Source organism: Sinomonas atrocyanea (assembly GCF_001577305.1).
Classification (GTDB): domain Bacteria; phylum Actinomycetota; class Actinomycetes; order Actinomycetales; family Micrococcaceae; genus Sinomonas; species Sinomonas atrocyanea.
On record NZ_CP014518.1, the window covers coordinates 4,256,719 to 4,276,287 of the forward strand.

At 71.7% G+C, this 19,569-nt stretch carries 18 protein-coding genes and 1 pseudogene; 8 read left to right on the forward strand and 11 right to left on the reverse strand.

Annotation, left to right across the window (positions count from 1 at the left end):
- Window positions 1–18: 18 nt before the first annotated feature.
- Window positions 19–1,383, forward strand: coding sequence for an MFS transporter (locus tag SA2016_RS19540; protein ID WP_066501479.1), 1,365 nt, complete (start codon window positions 19–21; stop codon window positions 1,381–1,383).
- Between the two features lie 256 nt (window positions 1,384–1,639).
- Here the strand turns inward: SA2016_RS19540 and SA2016_RS19545 are convergent, their stop codons facing one another.
- Window positions 1,640–3,478, reverse strand: coding sequence for a glycoside hydrolase family 15 protein (locus SA2016_RS19545; protein ID WP_066501481.1), 1,839 nt, complete (start codon window positions 3,476–3,478; stop codon window positions 1,640–1,642).
- 1 nt (window position 3,479) lies between these two features.
- Complete coding sequence (locus SA2016_RS19550; RefSeq protein WP_066502925.1) at window positions 3,480–4,529, reverse strand: glucose 1-dehydrogenase; 1,050 nt, start codon at window positions 4,527–4,529, stop codon at window positions 3,480–3,482.
- A 214-nt stretch (window positions 4,530–4,743) separates the two neighbouring features.
- Between SA2016_RS19550 and SA2016_RS19555 the strand changes: the two genes are divergently transcribed.
- A complete protein-coding gene (locus SA2016_RS19555; protein WP_066501484.1) occupies window positions 4,744–5,601 on the forward strand; it encodes a VanW family protein in 858 nt (285 codons plus the stop codon).
- A gap of 139 nt (window positions 5,602–5,740) precedes the next feature.
- Here SA2016_RS19555 and SA2016_RS19560 read toward each other — a convergent pair whose 3' ends face one another.
- The 5 genes and pseudogenes from SA2016_RS19560 to SA2016_RS19580 form a co-directional block, all read right to left on the reverse strand.
- Entirely contained in the window at window positions 5,741–6,145 is a 405-nt protein-coding gene (locus SA2016_RS19560; RefSeq protein ID WP_066501489.1) for a DUF779 domain-containing protein, read from the reverse strand.
- Window positions 6,145–7,188 (reverse strand): alcohol dehydrogenase AdhP, encoded by a 1,044-nt coding sequence (adhP, locus tag SA2016_RS19565; protein ID WP_066501491.1) that lies wholly within the window; start codon window positions 7,186–7,188, stop codon window positions 6,145–6,147. The genes SA2016_RS19560 and adhP overlap by 1 nt, the downstream gene beginning before the upstream one ends.
- A gap of 107 nt (window positions 7,189–7,295) precedes the next feature.
- A pseudogene (gene adh, locus SA2016_RS19570) lies at window positions 7,296–8,818 on the reverse strand (aldehyde dehydrogenase).
- Between the two features lie 130 nt (window positions 8,819–8,948).
- The gene (locus tag SA2016_RS19575) at window positions 8,949–9,185 is read right to left on the reverse strand and encodes a hypothetical protein (protein ID WP_141305401.1); all 237 of its coding nucleotides are present in this window, start codon (window positions 9,183–9,185) and stop codon (window positions 8,949–8,951) included.
- A complete protein-coding gene (locus SA2016_RS19580) occupies window positions 9,182–9,388 on the reverse strand; it encodes a hypothetical protein (RefSeq protein ID WP_141305402.1) in 207 nt (68 codons plus the stop codon). The genes SA2016_RS19575 and SA2016_RS19580 overlap by 4 nt, the downstream gene beginning before the upstream one ends.
- Window positions 9,389–9,466: 78 nt before the next feature.
- On the opposite strand from SA2016_RS19580, the gene SA2016_RS19585 reads away from it, so the two are divergent.
- Complete coding sequence (locus tag SA2016_RS19585; RefSeq protein WP_066501502.1) at window positions 9,467–10,129, forward strand: response regulator transcription factor; 663 nt, start codon at window positions 9,467–9,469, stop codon at window positions 10,127–10,129.
- Window positions 10,130–10,168: 39 nt separating this feature from the next.
- Here SA2016_RS19585 and SA2016_RS19590 read toward each other — a convergent pair whose 3' ends face one another.
- Window positions 10,169–11,143, reverse strand: coding sequence for a CapA family protein (locus tag SA2016_RS19590; protein WP_066501505.1), 975 nt, complete (start codon window positions 11,141–11,143; stop codon window positions 10,169–10,171).
- Window positions 11,144–11,152: 9 nt separating this feature from the next.
- The gene (locus tag SA2016_RS19595; protein WP_066501507.1) at window positions 11,153–11,866 is read right to left on the reverse strand and encodes a hypothetical protein; all 714 of its coding nucleotides are present in this window, start codon (window positions 11,864–11,866) and stop codon (window positions 11,153–11,155) included.
- Between the two features lie 124 nt (window positions 11,867–11,990).
- On the opposite strand from SA2016_RS19595, the gene SA2016_RS21850 reads away from it, so the two are divergent.
- Window positions 11,991–12,494 carry a LysM peptidoglycan-binding domain-containing protein gene (locus SA2016_RS21850; protein ID WP_066501510.1) on the forward strand — a complete coding sequence of 168 codons (504 nt, stop codon included), beginning with the start codon at window positions 11,991–11,993 and terminating at the stop codon, window positions 12,492–12,494.
- A 34-nt stretch (window positions 12,495–12,528) separates the two neighbouring features.
- Here SA2016_RS21850 and SA2016_RS19605 read toward each other — a convergent pair whose 3' ends face one another.
- Entirely contained in the window at window positions 12,529–14,337 is a 1,809-nt protein-coding gene (locus SA2016_RS19605) for a glycoside hydrolase family 15 protein (RefSeq protein WP_066501512.1), read from the reverse strand.
- Window positions 14,338–14,345: 8 nt separating this feature from the next.
- On the reverse strand, window positions 14,346–14,822 hold the full coding sequence (locus SA2016_RS19610) for a hypothetical protein (RefSeq protein WP_066502927.1): 477 nt from the start codon (window positions 14,820–14,822) through the stop codon (window positions 14,346–14,348).
- A 274-nt stretch (window positions 14,823–15,096) separates the two neighbouring features.
- Between SA2016_RS19610 and SA2016_RS19615 the strand changes: the two genes are divergently transcribed.
- From SA2016_RS19615 to SA2016_RS19630, 4 genes are all read left to right on the forward strand, one after another.
- Complete coding sequence (locus tag SA2016_RS19615; RefSeq protein WP_066501515.1) at window positions 15,097–16,467, forward strand: MFS transporter; 1,371 nt, start codon at window positions 15,097–15,099, stop codon at window positions 16,465–16,467.
- A 111-nt stretch (window positions 16,468–16,578) separates the two neighbouring features.
- A complete protein-coding gene (locus SA2016_RS19620; RefSeq protein ID WP_066501516.1) occupies window positions 16,579–17,226 on the forward strand; it encodes a GntR family transcriptional regulator in 648 nt (215 codons plus the stop codon).
- Between the two features lie 38 nt (window positions 17,227–17,264).
- Complete coding sequence (locus SA2016_RS19625) at window positions 17,265–18,053, forward strand: aspartate/glutamate racemase family protein (protein WP_066501519.1); 789 nt, start codon at window positions 17,265–17,267, stop codon at window positions 18,051–18,053.
- Window positions 18,050–19,567, forward strand: a complete 1,518-nt coding sequence (locus SA2016_RS19630; RefSeq protein WP_066501521.1) for an amidohydrolase family protein — start codon at window positions 18,050–18,052, stop codon at window positions 19,565–19,567. Before SA2016_RS19625 ends, SA2016_RS19630 begins: the two co-directional genes overlap by 4 nt.
- The last annotated feature ends 2 nt before the right edge of the window (window positions 19,568–19,569 follow it).

Here is a 19,569-nt window from a genome sequence, read left to right on the forward strand (position 1 = left end):
GTGACGAAAGACGAGCTCATGAGCAGCTACTCCGACACGCCGTCCGGCATCGTCGACCCCGACATCGCAACCCCCGAGGAGCAGACGCGCCGCGTCCGGCGGGCCAAGAAGGCCGCCCTCGCCGCCTTCCTCGGCGGTGCCCTCGAGTACTACGACTTCTTCGTGTACGCGACCGCGGCGTCCCTCGTGTTCTCCAAGATCTTCTTCCCCGCCGGCGACCCGGTGGTCGCGCAGATCTCCTCGTTCGCCACGTTCGGCGTGGCCTACGTGGCGCGGCCCTTCGGCGCGATCGTCTTCGGGCACCTCGGCGACCGGATCGGACGCAAGAACACCCTCGTGCTCACGCTCGTGCTCATGGGCGCCTCGACCTTCCTCATCGGCGCGCTCCCGGACTTCCACGCCGTCGGCTACCTCGCGCCGGTCCTGCTCGTGGCCCTCCGCCTGCTGCAGGGCCTCTCGGCCGGTGCCGAGACGGCCGGGGCCTCGGCCCTGACCATGGAGGAGTCGCCCGTCGGGCGCCGCGCCTTCTTCCCGTCGTTCTCGATGAGCGGCATCTCCACGGGCATCGTCCTGGCCTCCCTCGTGTTCCTCCCCGTCGCCGCGATGTCCAACGCGGACCGCCTCGCCTGGGGCTGGAGGATCCCGTTCTGGTCCTCGATCGTGGTCCTCATCGTCGCCTTCCTCGTCCGGCGCACGCTTGAGGAGCCCATCGTCTTCGAGGAGAAGGCCCAGCACCACGAGCTGGTCAAGGTGCCCTTCCTCGACATGCTCAAGACCCACCCGGCGCAGTTCATCCAGGTGGCCCTCATGTCCTTCGAGACCGTGACGAACACGTTCATGCAGTCCTTCGGCCTCGCCTACGCCGTCTCGGTGGGCATCAACGCCCAGACCATGCTGTGGGTCAGCATCGTCGGCAACGTGCTCGCCATCGCCACCCAGCCGCTCTCCGCGATGTTCGCGGACAAGTTCGGCCGCAAGCCGATCTTCATCGCCGGCATCAGCGGCTCCACGGTTCTGATCTTCGTGTACTTCTGGGCGATCTCGACCGCGAACATCCCGCTGATCTTCGTGATCTCGACCCTCATCACGGCCGGCACCTACGCGATGTCCAACGCCATCTACCCGGCGTGGTTCGCGGAGCTGTTCAACGTCCGCGTCCGCTACTCGGGCATGGCCGTGGGCCTCCAGATCGGCATCCTCTGCGCCGGCTTCACCCCGCTGCTCGGCACCGCCCTCGTCGGCAAGGTCGCGTCGAACTGGGGCCCGGCGGCCTGGATCGTGGCCGGCTCCACGATCCTCGCCCTCATCGGTGCCATCTGGGCCCGCGAGACCTACCGCACGCCGATCCACGAGCTCGGCAACCCGGTGCGCGGCTCCAAGTAGGGATCTGACCCCGCGATAGGCCAGACCTGACCCCGGGATAGCAAAGACATGACCCCGGGATAGCAGAGACATGACCCCGCGCCGGCAGATGCCGACGCGGGGTCACCTTTTCTCCAACGCGGGGTCAGGTCTCCCCCGACGAGGGGTCAGCCCTCCCCCGACGAGGGGTCAGCTCTCCCCCAACCCGGGGTCAGCCCTCCCCCAACCCGGGGTCAGCCCTCCCCCAACCCGGGGTCAGGTCTCCCCCGACGCGGGGTCAGGTCCCTGTCGATGCCGGGTCCTTCTGGGGGCGCCGACGGCGCTTGTGCCCCTCCACGGGCGCGTTGCTGCCGTGGGCGCCGCCGTGGTGCAGCTGCATCGCGGTGGTGATGAGCGCGAAGTGGCTGAACGCCTGGGGCGTGTTGCCCAGCTGGCGGCGCGCGTCCGGGTCCCATTCCTCGCTCAGCAGGCCCACGTCGTTGCGCAGCTCGAGGAGCCGGCAGAACAGCTTCTCGGCCTCGTCGCCCCGCCCGGCCCCGAGGAGCGCCTCGACGAGCCAGAAGGAGCATGCGACGAAGATGCCCTCACGCCCGGGGAGCCCGTCGTCGCTGCTCTCGGGCTGGTACCTCAGCACGAACCCGCCCTGCGTGAGGTCGCGCTGGATGGCCTCGATGGTGCCGATCACCCGGGGGTCATCGTGCGGGAGGAAGCCGACGCGCGGGATGAGGAGCAGGCTCGCGTCGAGCTGGTCGCTGCCGTAGGACTGGACGAAGGTGTTGCGCTTCGCGTCGAAGCCGTGCTCGAGCACGTCGGCGTGAATCCGGTCCCGCAGCTCGCGCCACCGGTCCACGGGGCCGGGAAGGCCGTCCTCCTCGACGCCCTTGACCATGCGGTCTGCGGCCACCCAGGCCATGACCTTCGAGTGGGTGAAGTGCCGGCGCGGCCCGCGCATCTCCCACAGGCCGTTGTCCGGCTGGTCCCAGATCTTCTCCAGGTGCTCCATGATGGCGATCTGCAGGTCCCAGGACTCGTCGCCGTCGTCGGAGAGGGTGTTGCGGGTCAGGGCGAGGCCGTCCAGGACCTCGCCCCACACGTCCAGCTGGAACTGCCCCGCAGCGGCGTTCCCGATCCGCACGGGGGAGGACCGCTCGAAGCCGGGCAGCCAGTCGAGCTCGGCCTCCGGCAGTCGCCTTGCCCCGTGGAGCGAATACATGATCTGCAGGTCGGCCGGGTCACCGGCCACCGCGCGCAGCAGCCAGTCCCGCCATGCCGCGGCCTCGTCGGTGTACCCGCCCGCCATGAGGGACTGCAGCGTCCACGTCGCGTCGCGGAGCCAGCAGTAGCGGTAGTCCCAGTTGCGGGGGCCGCCGATCTGCTCCGGCAGGGACGTCGTCGCGGCCGCGACGATCCCGCCCGTGGGCATGTACGTCAGCGCCTTGAGGGTGATCAGCGAGCGCTGGATCGCCTCGCGGTACGCCCCGGTCGCCTGGCTCCGCGCCGTCCACTGCTCCCAGTAGTCCATGGTCCGCTGCAGGGCCTTCTCCGCGTCCACGGCCCGAGGGCGGGACTCGTGGCTCGGACCCCACGTGAGGACAAAGGTCTCCCTCTCGCCTGCCGAGACGGTGAACTCCCCCGTGGTGCGGAAGTGCGCGCCGTGGAGGGTGACGGTGCTGGCCAGGTAGACGGAGTCGGGGCCGGCGACGGCGTGCAGGCCCCTCTCCGTGCGGCGCACCCAGGGGACGACGTGCCCGTAGTCGAACCTGAGGACGAGCTCGGTCTGCATCGTGACCGTCCCGCGGACGCCCTCGACGACCCGGACCACGTCCGCCACGCCGTCGCGCGGAGGCATGAAGTCGATGACCCGGACGGCGCCGTCCTCGGTCTCCCACTCCGTCTCGAGAACGAGGGTGCCCTCGCGGTACTGGCGGCGGGTGCACCTCGAGGCGCCGTCCGGGGCGATGATCCACCGCCCCGCCTCGGGGTCGGCCAGCAGGGAGGCGAAGCAGGCCGGCGAGTCGAAGTGCGGCAGGCACAGCCAGTCGATGGAGCCGTCCATGCCCACCAGCGCCGCCGTGTGGAGGTCGCCGATCAGCGCGTAGTCCTCGATCCGCGGCATGTCAGGCTCCCTGGACGTCGAGGACGACCTTCACGTCGTCCTCCTGGCGCTCGAAGGCCTTCCCGAAGTCGTCCAGCGGCACGCGGCGGGTGATCAGCCGGGCCAGCCAGTCGCCGTCGGCCTTCTTCAGCGCCTCTGCGGCGGCCTCGTAGTGGCCGCGGTTGGCGTTGACGGAGCCGAAGACAACGTCGTTGCCGAGCACCGCCTCACGGTTCGCCGCTCCGACGTCGACCGGGAGGCGCTTGCCCGTGGACGAGACGCCGGTGAGGCAGGTGACGGCGTCGAGGCCGTGCTTGGTGATGGTCTCCATGACGACTGACGGTACGCCGGTGCACTCGATGAGGACGTCCGCGAGGACCCCCGAGTCGGTCAGCGTGTCCGTGTGGTACGTGGCACCGAGGGCCTTGACGAGGTCCGGCTTGGGGCCGTCCTCCACCTGGTCGAAGACGTGCACTTCGAGGCCGCGCTGGACTCCGAGCAGTGCGGCGAGCAGCCCCACCGGCCCGGCTCCGGTCACGACCGCGACCTTGGGGTCGAAGAACGCCCGCTGCCCGATCGCCTCCGTATGCTGCCAGGCCTTCGCCACGATGGTGGTCGGCTCGAGCAGGACGCCCACGCCCTCGAGCGCGGGGTCGAGCTTGACGAGGGCATCCGGCTCGGCGCGGTACTGCTCGCGGGCGAATCCGTGCAGGCCCTTGATGCCGTGCTCCGTGTACTTGCCGTTGCGGCACATGTCCCACTGGCCCTTTGCGCACGCCGCGCACGGCTCCGGGTCGGGACGGCGCACGATGCCCACCACGAGGTCGCCCTCCGCCAGGCCGGAGCCCTCGGGGGCCGAGACGACACGGCCGAGGTTCTCATGGCCGAGGATGAGGTGGTCGCTGCCGGCCGGCGCCTCCCCGTACTCGCCGGAGACGATCTCCTTGTCCGTCCCGCAGAGGCCGACGGCGATCACCTCCACGAGCACGCCGCCCTCCGCCTCCCCCGGTGCGTCCACCTGCAGCAGCTCGAGGGAATCCTTCACACCCGGCCGTACGCCCAAAGCCTTCACGGGGTCCACCTTCCACGCGCTCGCTGAACTTCTCGCTGTGCTGAACTTCTCGCTGTCGTGGAAAGCCTTCCCGCGCGCGGGGACCCCGAAACGGATTCTGAGCGCACGCCGAGGCAATACCCAGCCGGCTCCCGGCCGGGTGTCTCCGCCCGGATCCGGCGCGGGGAGCTCGTATGCTGGGGCTATCATCGCCAGCAGCAGGACGAGGTGGACCATGGCGCGCAGGCTATTCGGCGAGATCCACCCCGTCACGTACCGCATCTCCGTGGCGAAGGGCAGGTTCCTGCGGAACGTGAGTGACCTGCGGCCGACCCTGCACCTGGCGCGGACCCGCGATGTGGCAGACCTCCCGGCGGTGGTGTACCGGCACAGCTCCCTGATCCGCAGACGCCTGGGCAACGTCAATCCGGAGCTGCAGGAGAACAAGGCCGTGAGCCTGTCCATCGCGGCGCCGAAGGTGGACGGCGTGCTGATCCGGCCCGGCGAGGTGTTCTCGTTCTGGAATCTGGTCGGGCCGGTGAGCGCGCGGCGCGGCTACAAGGAGGGCCTCACGATCGACCACGACCGGGCCGCGAGCGGGATCGGCGGCGGGATGTGCCAGTTCACCAACCTGATCCATTGGATGGTGCTGCACACGCCGTTGGAGATCGTGGAGCACCACCACCACTCGGGGCTCGACCTCTTCCCGGACTTCAATCGCCAGATTCCGTTCGGCACGGGCACGTCCATTGTGTACAACTACCTGGACTACCGGTTCCGGAACCCGACCTCGCAGACCTTCCAGCTCCGGGTCTCGGCCGGAGCCGAGTACCTCTCCGGGGAGCTCCGCGCGGAAGCGCCCCTCCCGCTCAAGTACCACGTCCACGAGCAGGATTCCTGCTTCTTCCGGAAGGACGGCAACGTCTACCGGCACAACTCCATCTACCGGACCGCGCGGGACAAGCGGACCGGGCTCGAGGTGCTTCGGCAGCACGTGTCCACCACCACGGCGCTGGTCTGCTACCCGGAGGAGCTGATCCGCTTCCCGATCCTCGACGAGCGCCCCCTGGGCGCCACCGTGGAGGCCCGCTGACCTGCGCCCGGGCCCTGGCCTGCGCCCGGCAGCCCGTCCGTTCCTGCCCACTATGGGCCGCCCCGGGCGCGCGTCAGCGGCGCGCCGCCGTGCGACACGCCGCTGACTGCGCCCCAAAGCGGGCAGGAAGGGACACGCCCTAGGGGATGTCCAGGATCTCGCTGCGGATGAGGAACCGCTTGCCCTCGGGGGCCTCGAGCGAGAAGCCGCTCCCGCGCCCCGCCACCACGTCCACGGTGAGACGGGTGTGGGACCAGTACCCGAACTGCTCCCGGGACATCCAGAAGGGCAGCTCCCCGCGCCCGGGCACATCGAAGACGCCCAGGAGGACGTCCGCGTCGCCCGTGAGGAACTCCCCGGCCGGGTAGCACATGGGCGCCGACCCGTCGCAGCACCCGCCGGACTGGTGGAACATCAGCGGCCCGTGGCGCTCCCAGAGGGTGTCCAGGAGGGCCAGCGCGGGCGCGGTCAGCGCGACCCGGGAGAAGTCCTCCCCGGGCAGCGCCGGCCGTGCCGCGAGGGCTGCCTCGTGCTCGGTGGCCATCAGTACTTGATGACCACGCGGCCGTCGATCTTGGCGTGGTGCATCTCGTCGAAGACCTGGTTGATCTCCTCCAGGTCCCGGGTGTGGAACGTGGGGTGGATGAGGCCGCGCGCGTAGAAGTCGAGCGCCTCCTCGAGGTCCTGCCGCGTGCCGACGATCGAGCCGCGGATCGTGAGGCCCTTGAGGACGATGTCGAAGATGGGCGCCGGGAAGTCGCCCGGGGGCAGGCCGTTGAACACGATGGTCCCGCCGCGCCTCGTCATGCCGATCGCCTGGCCGAACGCGGCCGGGTGGACGGCGGTGACGAGGACGCCGTGGGCGCCGCCGGTGGCCTCCTGAATGGCCGACGCCGGGTCCTCGGCGAACGCGTTGACGGTCACCTCGGCGCCGTGCTTCCTCGCGAGGGCCAGCTTCTCGTCCGCGACGTCGACGGCGGCGACGCGCATGCCCATCGCGACCGCGTACTGCACCGCGATGTGGCCCAGGCCGCCGATGCCGGAGACGACGACCCACTCGCCCGGCCGGACCTCGGTCTGCTTGAGGCCCTTGTACACGGTCACCCCGGCGCACAGGACCGGCGCGACCTCGTATGGGTCCGAGCCCTCAGGGATGCGGGCGGCGAACTTGGTGTCGACGAGCATGTACTGCCCGAACGAGCCGTCTACCCCGTAGCCGCCGTTCTGCTGCGCCTCGCACAGGGTCTCCCAGCCGGTGCGGCAGTACTGGCAGGTGCCGCACGCGCTCCACAGCCACGCGTTGCCGATGAGGTCACCTATCCGGATATCAGTGATGTCGCTGACGCCCTCGCCGAGGGCGACGACGGTGCCCACGCCCTCGTGGCCGGGCACGAGCGGCAGCTTGGGCTTGACGGGCCAGTCGCCCTGGGCCGCGTGGAGGTCGGTGTGGCAGACGCCGCTCGAGATGAGCTTCACGAGCGCCTGGCCGGGGCCCGGCGCGGGGACCTGCAGGTCGTCGATGGTCAGTTCCGTGCCGAAGTCGTGGACGACGGCGGCCCGGAAGGTCTCGGGGATGGCAGCGGTCATGGTCATGCTCCTTTGCATGGCGGGGCGGTGAGGGGTGCGGGAGGCGGGACGCACGACGGCGGCGGGTCGCCGCCGTCGTGCGTCCCGCGGTGGGGACGGGGTACGGCCTAGAAGAAGCCGAGCTTGGACTCGGCGTAGGAGACGAGCAGGTTCTTGGTCTGCTGGTAGTGCTCGAGCATCATGAGGTGGGTCTCACGGCCGATGCCGGAGGACTTGTACCCGCCGAACGCGGCGTGCGCGGGGTAGGCGTGGTAGTTGTTCACCCACACGCGGCCGGCCTGGATGTCGCGGCCGGCGCGGTAGGCGGTGTTGCCGTCGCGGGACCAGACGCCGGCGCCGAGGCCGTAGAGGGTGTCGTTGGCGATCTCGAGGGCCTCCTCGTAGTCGGAGAACTTCGTGACCGAGACGACGGGGCCGAAGATCTCCTCCTGGAAGATGCGCATCCTGTTGTTGCCCTCGAACACGGTGGGCTCGACGTAGTAGCCGCCCGCGAGCTCGCCGGGCAGCTCGGCGCGGCGGCCGCCGGTGAGGACCTTGGCGCCCTCGGCCTTGCCGATCTCGATGTAGGAGAGGATCTTCTCGAGCTGGTCGTTGGAGGCCTGCGCGCCGATCATCGTCTCGGTGTCCAGCGGGTTGCCCTGCTTGATGGCACGGGTCCGCTCGACCACGTCGCCGAGGAACCGCTCGTAGATGCCCTCCTGGATGAGCGCCCGGGACGGGCAGGTGCAGACCTCGCCCTGGTTGAGGGCGAAGAGCGTGAAGCCCTCCTGGGCCTTGTCGTAGAAGGCGTCGTCCTTCGCGGCGATGTCGTCGAAGAAGATGTTCGGGCTCTTGCCGCCGAGCTCGAGGGTGACGGGGATGAGGTTCTGGGACGCGTACTGCATGATGAGCCGGCCCGTGGTGGTCTCGCCGGTGAAGGCGATCTTGCGGATCCGGGGGCTCGAGGCGAGCGGCTTGCCGGCCTCGACGCCGAAGCCGTTGACGATGTTGAGCACGCCGGCCGGGAGCAGGTCGCCGATCAGCTCGGCGAGGACGAGGACGCTCGCCGGGGTCTGCTCCGCCGGCTTGAGGACCACTGCGTTGCCGGCCGCCAGGGCGGGGGCGAGCTTCCACGTGGCCATGAGCAGCGGGAAGTTCCACGGGATGATCTGCCCGACCACGCCGAGCGGCTCGTGGAAGTGGTAGGCGGTGGTGTTCTCGTCGATCTGGGAGAGCGAGCCCTCCTGGGCGCGGATGGCGCCGGCGTAGTAGCGGAAGTGGTCGACGGCGAGCGGCAGGTCCGCGGCCAGGGTCTCGCGGACGGGCTTGCCGTTGTCCCACGTCTCGGCCACGGCGAGCAGCTCGAGGTTCTCCTCGATGCGGTCCGCGATGCGGTGCAGGATGAGCGCGCGCTCGGCCACGGAGGTCTTGCCCCAGCCGGGGCGGCCTTGTGGGCGGCGTCGAGGGCGAGCTCGATGTCCGCGGCCTGCGAGCGCGCGACCTCGCAGATCACCTTGCCGGTGACCGGGGTGATGTTCTCGAAGTACTCCCCGCCGACGGGGGCGACCCACTCGCCGCCGATGTAGTTCTCGTAGCGGTCCTTGAAGGTGACCTTGGATCCTTCAGTGCCGGGGAAGGCGTAGACGGTCATGGCGAAACTCCCTTGTCTCCTGGTGCCGGTGGACCGGCGTTGCAGTGAGCGTAGGAGCGGAGGGGTTGCAGGCGGGTTGCACGCCTGTGGCGTGGATCACAGCCGGGTGGCGGGCTGCGGCGCCCCCGGGTCAGCGGCGGATGCGGTACGGGCCGCTGAGCTGCCCGACGGGAATGGGCACACCCGCCCACGGCAGCGTGGTCCCCGGAACGAACACCGACTCGGCGTTGAAGCTGCGCTGCCGGCGCCGCCCGGAGGCGACCTCCCAGACGACGTAGATGCGACCGCCGCCGGATGCCACGGCGTACCCGTGGACCTCCATCCCGCCGTCCCTGGCGATGACCCTCTGGGCGTCAGGGGAAGTCACGCGCGGTCTGCCCCCTGGGCGTGGAACGGGAGGCCGCGCTGGTGCAGTGCGGCGACGATCTCCTGCTCGCGCTCGGCCAGGGCTTCGGCGGCTCCGAGCGTCCCGCGGGCGCCCGCCTGGCGCAGGGCATCCTCCACTTCGGCGAGCTCGACGATGAGTTCGCGGACGGTGGCGTGGTCCTTTTCGGCTGGCATCTGCAACATGGGGTCCACGCTAGTGGGGGACAGACAAGTCTGTCTTCACCCCCAAGGGTGAAGTGGGGACGCGTAGAGTGAGGGGTTATGGGTGCGATTCGCGCGGCGCTGGTGAACGACTACGAAGTGGTCGCACAGGGCCTGGTCAGCATGCTGCGGGAGTACCGGGACGCCATCCAGGTCGTCGAGGTGGACCTCAGCGGGACCGTGGGCCAGCCGGTGGACCTCACCCTGTACGACACCTTCGCGGCCACGCAGGGCGACAGCGAGGCCGTGCGCCGGCTCACGGCCAACCCGCTCGCGGGCAAGGTGGTGGTCTACTCGTGGAATCTGGACCCCGACCTCGTCTCGGCGGCGCTCGCCAACGGGGCCACGGCGTACCTCTCCAAGAGCCTCCCCGCGCGCCACCTCGTCTCGGCGCTCCAGGCTGTGCACCGCGGCGAGCTCCGGGCGCTGGCACCGGCCGACGGAGCGGGGACCGGAGTCCGCGGCGACTGGCCGGGCCGGGCGGAGGGTCTCACCCCGCGCGAGGCCGAGGTGCTGGCCCTCATCACCCAGGGGTTGGGCAACGCGGAGATCTGCGAGAGGACGCACCTCTCGATCAACTCCGTCAAGACGTTCATCCGCAGCTGCTACCGCCGGATCGGGGTGACGAACCGGAGCCAGGCGATCCTGTGGGGCATCGAGCACGGCTTCCGCCCGGACCGGGCACGGATCCGGGTCGACGAGGCGGGGCGGGAAGAGCGCTAGGCTCCCCGGCAGCCCGCGGCAGCCGGCCGCCGTCGTGCGTCAGGCGAGCGCCAGGGTCAGGCGCCCCTCGCCCGGCTCCCACACCGCCGGCGTGCCGAGCGCGGCGCACAGCCGTTCCATCCGGGCAGCGATCGGGCGGCCGGACCGGCCCGCGAGCATCGCGCGGCGGTCTGCGATGAGGGTCGGCCAGAGCGCGAGCCCCACGGCAGCGCCGCCGCCGTCGAAGTCCACGCCGAAGATGAAGGACTGGTCGTTGCGCTCGACCGGGTCGACCGCGTAGTCGTCGATGAAGTCGCCCGCGCCGTAGATGATGGGGCGGCCGCGGTGGACCTCGATGCCCCGGACGATATGCGGCGAGTGGCCGAAGACGAGGTCGGCGCCGTCCTCCACGAGGAGGTGCGCGAGGGCGCGGTGCTCGGCGGGCACCTCGGCGCCCCAGTTGCCGCCCCAGTGCGCCGAGACGATGAGGACGTCCACCGCGTCGCGCGTGGCCCGGACCAGCTCGCGGAGCCGGCGCCCGAGCGGATGCGCGGCGTCCACCGGGGCGTACGCCACCCCCGCGCGCCGCGGGGCCGCGGCCCACTCCGGGGTGTTGTCGGTGAAGGCGACGAGGCCGACGTCGAGCCCTCCCGCGCGCACGACGGCGGGCGCCCACGCGGCGTCGTCGTCCCACCCCGCGCCGGCGTGGCGGATGCCCGCGCCGTCGAGGAGGTCGAGGGTCTCCCCCAGCGCCTCGGGACCGAAGTCGAGCGTGTGGTTGTTCGCGAGCGAGACCGCCTCGACGCGGGCCGCGGCCAGGCACGCGACATTGCGGGGTGCGGAACGGAAGTGGAAGACCTTGCCCGGCCAGGGCGAGCCGCCCCGGGCGAGGACGCACTCGAGGTTGGCGAGGCGCAGGTCCGCGTCCGCGAGCACCGGCAGGGTGTCTCCCCAGACCGAGGCGGGCGGCGCCGTGCGCAGCCGCTCGTCCACGAGGCGGCCGAGCATGATATCGCCCACCAGTGCGATCCGCATGTGCGCCCGCTACCCGGCGGCGGGCTCCCTGCCGCCGACCGCCACGAGGTGCTCCATGCGGGCACCGAGCGCATCGATGCCGGGGCCGAACTGGCCCCCCAGGCCCGCGATCCGCACGTAGCCCTCGAAGGCCAGCAGGAGCAGCGCGGCGAGGTGCGCGTCCAGTGCGGGCTCCCGCTCCTTGGGCAGGAGCCGCAGGAGCCATCCGTGCCGGTCCGCGGACTCCTCGAGGTAGGCGGACGCGCTGGCCGTGCCCGGGTGGGACTCCCGCTGCGCGCGGGTGAAGAGGCGCAGGAGGTCGGAGCCGCCGTCCGGCTCCACCGCCTTGCCGAGGTGGTCGTGCTGCAGGGCGCCGAGGAGCTGGAGCTCGTCCTCGCTCAGCCCGCGGCCGGCGTCGAGGTGCACCCCCACGAGGATCTCCACGGCCTCGGAGCGCTCGCGCCGGCCCGCCCACACGAGGCGGGCGGCGTGCTCCACGAAGGAGCACAGGAGCGGGGCGGCCTCAGTGCCGAAGCCGAGCCGGTCGAGCCCCAGCACGGCCTGGGCCGTGCGCTTGGCCCGCATGAGCCAGCCCCAGGCGACCGCCACGGCGCGCGCCTCGTCGAGCTCCTCCCGCGAGCCGTTCTCGATCCAGTGCGCCGGCGCGGGGATGGGATGGTCGATCAGGGCGACCAGGTCATCGAGGGCGTGGGCCCAGCTGTCAGCAGACGCGTTCTCCGCCATGCCACCAGTGTGCGCCTACCTGCGGGCCGCCGGGGAGGCCCATAGCCTCTGGTGCACGGGGCGCCCGGCCCGCGCGGGCCGCCCGGCCTTGTCGGCCGCGCCGCGCGGGCGTGAGACTGGGGGCATGTCGATCCTGCCGCAGATCAGCCTCCGCACCCCGCTCCCCTTCGACATCCTCGGCGCCCAGGTGGCCGTGACCGGGCTGGGGTCCGCGTTCGAGGGCGTGTACGGCTCCGTCGTGGTGCGGGACGGCGCCGGCCACGTGGTCGCCGAGTCGAATCTGCTCGGCGGGGGCCACGGGTTCTCGCTGTTCCACAGCGCGTTCGGCCTCGGGGTGCCGTCGACCCCCGAGGGCACGGTGACCGTCCAGGCGACCAACCCGAGCGGCCTGCCGGAGAACGCGGCCTCCGTGACGGTCCCGGTGACCTTCGGCCGCACGCTCATGGGCGGGACCTATTCCGGATTCACGCTGCACACGGTCGTGGAGGGCGACACGCTCTCGGGGATCGCGAGGGACGTCTACGGCGACGAGGGCAGGGCGGGGGCGCTCTTCACCGCGAACCGGGACATCCTGTTCGACCCGGACGTCCTCTACCCGGGTCTCGCGCTGCGCGTCCCCATGGCCTGATGGCCCGCATCGCGGGGGCTCGCCCTCGCTCCCGCTACGTCGCTGGAGGGCGAGGGGAGGCGGTGGCCCGCAGGGCGAGCGCAGCCTGCACCAGGGCCGCATGGGTGAGGCACTGCGGGAAGTTGCCGAGGTGTTCGAGGGTGTCCGGGTCCATTTCCTCGCCGTAGAGGCCCAGGGGCGTCGCGAGCCCCAGCAGGGCCTCTAAGGCGGCCTCCGCCTCGGTGCGCCGGCCGGCGAGTGCGAGCGCCTCGACCATCCAGAAGGAACAGGGGAGGAACGCTCCCTCGCCCCCGGGCAGCCCGTCCCGGCCGGGAGGGTACCGGTAGAGGAGCGGGCCGCCCGCCGCGAGCTCCCGGGCTATCCGCTCGACTGTGGCCGCGAGACGCGGGGATCCCGAATCCTCGAACCCCAGCCCCGGGATCATCAGCAGGGCCGCATCAGGATCGTCCGAGCCGTAGGCACGGCGGTAGGTCCCGGTGGACGGATCGACTCCCCGCGCCCTGACCTCGGCCTCGATCCCATCCCGGGCCTCCTGCCAGCGGCGCAGCTTCTGGGCGCGCGCCCCCTGCCGCGAGGCGATCCGCAGCGCCCGATCCAGTGCGAGCCACGCCATCACCTTTGAGTGCACGTGATGTGCTGGGGCACCGCGGATCTCCCAGATCCCAGCGTCCGGGTCCTGCCAGCGCTCTGCCACGTAGTCGGCGAACGAGCGCATGGCCCGCCACATCTCGGAGGAGAGTCGGTGCCCGCCCTCGGCAAAGGCCCACGCCGCGTCCAGCACCCAGCCGTACCCGTCGAGCTGATGCTGGCTCGCCGCCAGATTCCCGACGCGGACGGGTTCGCTGCCCCGGTAGCCGGGCCAGCCCGGCAGGGTCCGCTCGACGGGCACGGGCGTGCCCCACAGCGTGAGCAGTGCTGGAAGGCGCGGCCGGTCCAACCGGCTGGCATGGAGCAGCCAGCCCAGGAACCGCGCGGCGTCGTCGGTCTTCCCGACAGCGAGGAAAGTGCGCGCTCCCAGACTCGCGTCGCGGGGCCACGTGTAGCGGTAGTCCCAGTTCCGTAGGCCTCCGAGATCCTCGGGCAGGGAGGTGGTGGGCGCGGCGACCGGGGCGCCTGAGGGAGAGAAGCTCAGCAGGCGCAGGGTCAGCAGGCTCCGCACCACGGCCTCCCGGCGCGGCAGGTCTTCGTCGACCTCCGCGCACCACGCCCGCCACCTGTCCTCGTCCGCGGCGACCAGGTCCCACGCCGAGGCGGGATCGAGAAGCACGAGGGGCTCACCGTGGGCGATGGAGAGCACCAGGGTGATTGGCCGCCCGGGCGCGACGACGGCCCGCGACGGCATGCCGGGCCGCACCGCCAAGGGCGGATCTGCCGTGAAGGACAGGGCCAGACGCCCGGCCTCGGCCACGAGGTGGGCTCCACGGCGGCTCCAGCGGCAGCGGGACCCGCCGGGCCGGGGGTCGAGCACGATCGAGACCTCGACAGGTCCTCGGGAAGCGCTGAGCCGGCGCACCAAGACAGAGGCCGGGGCCAGCGACCCGCCCGTCTCCGCCACCATCGCCTCCTCCAGCAGCAGCCGCCCGCCACTGGCATCCCACTCCGTCTCCAGCGTGGCTGTTCCGCGCCGGTACCGGCGGGCGGCAGGCGGCAGGGATGGTTCGGGGCCCGCGGCGAAGGACCCGGCCTGCTCGCCTCCCACAAGGGCGCCGAAGACGGGAAGGCCATCGAAGGAAGGCGCACAGAGCCAGTCGACGGAGCCGGCGGAGGACACCAGTGCCGCCGTGCGTGTGTCGCCCAGCAGCCCATAGTCAGCGATCGGCACGCCAGGAATGCCGGCCATCATTGCGCCCCCTACTGTGGCCCCAGGAGCAAGCCGAGGACCACACCGTACAGAACATGGGCTACCGCCGTCACGACCGGGGTCTGGATCCCGTAGTTCAGTCCGAGGAGGCCCGGTGGTTCGAGAACGGCCCGGGTGGACGGGCCCGAGCGCGCCGTGGCCATCCTCGGATGGGCCCCCGGCAGGAGGGGCAGGACCACCGTCAGGGCAACCGCAGCGTGCAGCATCCCCAAGAGGGCCCCCGCCCACCAGCTGCTCGCGCCCAGCAGCGCAAAGGCCGCGGCGTAGCCGAGGGCGAAGCACTGCCCCGCCGCCAGATGCAGGAAGAAGCCGAGGACCCGCGCCCGGTCCGGATCCGGCGTGAACATGGTGCCCAGGAGTAGGGGCAGGTCCATCCGGGTGAGTCCTGCCATCTGGGCGAGGATCATCGCCGCGGTCAAGGCGCCAGTCGCCATGAGCCCGAAGACCGCCCACCTGGCCCAGTCCATCTCGGCCCCTCTCCTGAACACTCCGAAGCGCATCCATAAATCTTATTTAGAATTTTAGAGGCTCCAGGGGCATGCGGAAAGACCCCCTCAGGGCGGCTCGAGACTCCTTGGATTTGGGATCCCAACTGCTTGACTGTGTCGAGCCTCACCCCTTACTCTCTTTTTGGGATCCCAAGAAGGTATCCCAAAGAGAATTCTCGATCCGTTGCGCAGCCCATTCGGGCACGGCAGGCACCCCGCCTGCCCTTCTCCCCCCTGCCGTCAAGGAGGACGCATGTCCCTTCGAGAAGAGAACCCAGACCAGGCGTCCCTCGCCGACGCCCCGGCGCTCGTCGCCGACGAGTCCGGGGCCCCGTCCACCCGGTCCGCCGCCAAGCCCACGGGCGTCCGCTGGAAGCTGTTCATCCTGCTGCTGGTCCTCGTGACCGTGAACTACGTGGACCGCGGGTCCATCTCGGTCGCGCTGCCCATCATCCAGAAGGAGTTCGCCCTCTCCCCCGAGCTCGTCGGCCTGCTGCTCTCCGCCTTCTTCTGGACCTACGCGCTCATGCAGGTCCCGGTAGGCTGGCTCATCGACCGCTTCGGCCCCCGCAAGGTCGTCACCGCCTCGTGCGTCGGCTGGGGCGCGGCCACCGCCGCCTCCGGCATGGCCGGCGGATTCCTGAGCATGTTCATCGCCCGCGCCGCCATCGGCGTCACCGAGGCCGGCGTGATGCCGGCCGGCGGCAAGCTGAACGCCCTCTGGATGCACTCCAAGGAGCGCGGACGCGGCGCCACGATCCTCGATGCGGGCGCACCCCTCGGGGCCGGCGTCGGCGGCATCCTCATCACCTGGCTCATCGCCGCCACCGGCGGCTGGCGGATGTCCTTCGTGATCGCCGGCATCGCCACCGTGGCCCTCGGCGCCCTCATCTGGTGGTACGTGCGGGACAACCCCCGCGACCACAGGGCCGTCAACGCCGCCGAGGCGGAGTACATCGAGGCCTCGCACGCCGCCGAGGACGCCGAGGCCGCGGCCGCCGGCAGCACGTCCAAGCGCGGCCTCCTGCCCTACCTGAAGTTCCGCTCGTTCTGGGCCATGTGCTTCGGCTGGCTCGGCTTCAACGGCGTCTTCTACGGGCTGCTCACCTGGGGCCCGCTCTACCTGGCCCAGGCCAAGCACTTCAACCTGAGCTCGATCGGCTGGTCCACCTTCGTGATCTTCGGTGCAGGGTTCGTCGGGGAGATCCTCGGCGGCACCCTCGCGGACCGGCTCCGCGCCCGCGGCCACGGCGCCAACCTCGTCATGCGCTCCCTCCTCGGCGTCTCGAGCCTGATAGTCGCCGGCGGCCTCGTCGGGGTGACGGTGGTGGGCGATCCCCTCACCGCCGTGGCCCTCCTGTCCGTGGTCCTGTTCTTCCTGCGCTGGGTCGGCCTCTTCTGGGCCGTCCCGGCCACCCTCGGCGGGCGCACCAACGCGGGCGTCCTCGGCGGCGCGATGAACCTCAGCGGCAACATCGCCGGCTTCGTCACCCCGATCGCCGTCGGCCTCATCGTGGGCGCGACCGGCGGCTACACCTGGGCGCTGCTGTACTTCGTCGGATCCGCGATCATCACGGGCATCTCGGTGCTCACGCTGGACTACAGCCGGAGGCTTCCGGTCTGACCCACTCCCCCGGCGGGCGGCCCTGCGCCGCCCGCCGGGAACCGCCGTGGTCGAATGGACCACATCAGGCGCGCCGGCCCGCCGGCCCCGACCATCCGTCAGGAGCGTTCAATGGCACAGCCAATCGAGGAGCCCCTCCGGGACCGGCCCCTCCGCGAGGTCATCCGTGACACCCTGCGGACCCGCATCTTCGAGGGCTACTACGCGCCGGGGACGCGGCTGATCGAGCGCGACCTCGCCGCGGAGTTCAACGTCTCCCGGCTGCCGGTCCGCGAGGCCCTGCGGATGCTCGGCCAGGAGGGGCTGCTCGCGGAGCGGGCCACCCGCGGGTCCGTCGTGGCGTCGCTGAGCGAGAAGGAGGTCGAGGACCTCTTCGACGTGCGCGCCTCCCTCGAGGTCCTCGCGTGCCGGCTCGCGTCCCAGCGGGCCACCCCGGAGGACCTCGCCCGACTCGACGGCCTCCTCGCCGACGCCTCGGACGCCCTCGCGCGCGGCAGCATCAACGAGGCGCACCGCTTCAACAACGACTTCCACGACGAGGTCACGAAGATCGCGGACAACACCTTCCTCCGCACGGCGCTCGAGCCCCTCCAGGGCCGCATGCACTGGCTCTTCCGCCACGTCACGGACCTGCCCGAGCTGATCGAGGAGCACCGGGCGCTCCTCGCGGCCATCGCCAGCGGCGACCCCGAGCGGGCCGCGGCCCAGTCGGCCAGGCACATCGGCAAGTACAGGGAGCAGTACCCGGACACGGTCTGACCGCGTCCGGGGCCCCCACCCCCACCCAAGGAACCACCATGAGACTTCTGGTCATCAATCCCAACATCAGCGAGGACGTCACCGCGCTGATCCGTTCCGAGGCCGAGCGGTCCGCAGCCCCCGGCACCGAGCTCCTCGTGCGCACCGCCGGCCACGGCGTCGAGTACATCGAGACCCGCTTCGAGTCCCTCATCGCCGCCGGAGCAGTCGCCGAGCTCATCGCCGAGCACGCCGGCGAGGTCGACGGCGTCGTGGTCGCCGCCTTCGGCGATCCCGGCATGCCGGCGCTCAAGGAGCTCGTCGACGTCCCCGTCGTCGGCATCACCGAGGCCGCCCTGTGCGCCGCTGCCCTGACCGGCCGGCGCTTCTCCATCATCGCGATCTCGGACCGCATCACGGCCTGGTACCGCGAGTGCGTCGAGGGCTTCGGCCTGGGCGCCCGGCTCGCCTCGATCCGCTCCATCAGGGACGCGCTGCGGGGCATCGGGAGCGTCCAGGAGGACTTCCGCCCCACCCTCGTGGAGCTCGCCCGCCTCGCCGTCGCGGAGGACGGCGCCGACGTGGTGATCCTCGCCGGGGCACCGCTCGCGGGCCTTGCGCGGGACGTGGCCGAGGAGATCCCCGTGCCGGTGATCGACGGCATCGCCGCCGGGATCCGGCTCACGGCGGCCCTCGTGGGCCTGTCCGCCGGGGTGCACCGGGCCGGCTCGTTCGCCGCGCCGCCGCCGAAGCGCCGCGCCGGGCTCTCGCCCGCGCTGGACGCCGCGCTCGACGCCGGCCAGCTGGCCTCCCACGGTGCCGGCACCGCCGCCGGGGGCCGGGCATGAGCGCCGCCGGCGCGCCCGGGACCGGCGTGGCCGACCTCGTCATCGCGCACGGCCTCGTGGTCAACGCCACCGGCCGCCGCCTGGCCCACGTGGTGGTCGACGCCGGCCGCGTCACCGCCGTCGTCGACGCCGCCGAACCCGTGCCCGCCGCCGAGCGCGTGATCGACGCCTCCGGCCGCGTGGTCGTCCCCGGCGGGATCGACGGACACTGCCACGTCGCGCAGGTCACCGGCCGGTGGCGCACCCTCGACGACTACGCGGTCACCTCGGCGGCCGCCCTCTGGGGCGGCACCACCACGATCCTCGACTTCGGCATCCCGCGCGACGCGGGCGAGACCCCGCTCGAGGCCGCGGCGAACAAGCTCGCCCTCGCCGCCGAGGCCCGCTGCGATGTCGCCCTCCACGGCGCCGTCATCGACTGGGACGAGACCGTCCCGGCCCAGCTCGAGGAACTCGCGCGGCTGGGCATCCGGTCCGTGAAGATGTACATGACCAACCGCGGCTCGACCATGGCGGACAACGACACGGTCCTGAAGGTCATGCGCGAGATGGTGCGCCTCGACGGGCTCACCTACATCCACGCCGAGCACGACGCGATGATCGTGGACTGCACCCAGGAGCACGCGGACGCGGGCAGGATCGGGATCGGGCACCTGCACGAGACGCGGCCGGAGCTCGCCGAGGAGGCCTCCGTGCGCGAGGTGCTCGCCATGGCCGAGTACACGGGCGCCCCCGTGTACTTCGTCCACCAGTCCACCCCGGGCGCCGTCGACCTCGTGGCCGAGGCCCGCGCCCGGGGCGTCGAGGCGCACTCCGAGACCTGCCCGCACTACCTCGTCCTCGACGACGGCGTGTACTCCTCGCAGTTCCCGGAGTGGTACGCGTGCTGCCCCCCGATGCGCTCGGCGGAGACCGTCGCTGCGCTGCGCGGGCGCTTCGCGGACGGGTCCATCCACACCGTCTCGAGCGACCACTCGTGCTACGACCTGTCCCAGAAGCGCGAGCGCACCGACGACATCCGGCACATGCCGCACGGCCTCCCCGGCGTCGAGACCCGCATGCCCGTGGCCTTCACCGCCCTCGCCGAGGGCTGGGACGCCGACGGGACGCGTGCCACCGGCGACGGCGCCGCACCGGACGGCATCGGCCTCCTCGAGCGGTTCGTCGACCTCTTCGCCGCCGCGCCGGCGCGGATCAACGCGCTGCCGGGCAAGGGCGCGGTCGCGCCCGGGTTCGACGCCGACCTCGTGGTCTTCGACCCGTCCGAGGCCCGCACCGTGGACGGGACCGCCCTGCACATGGGCACCGACTTCTCCCCGTTCCACGGCCGCAGCCTGCGCGGCTGGCCGCAGCACGTCGTCGCGGGCGGCCGGGTGGTCCTCGACCAGGACGGGTTCCACGACCCGGGCCCCGTCGGCCGCTTCGTCCCACGCCTCGGGTACCGCGAGTCGCTCGCCGCCCCCGCCCCCGCCCCTGCCGCCTCTGTTGGCGCCGCAGCCCCGGAAGGACAGTGACC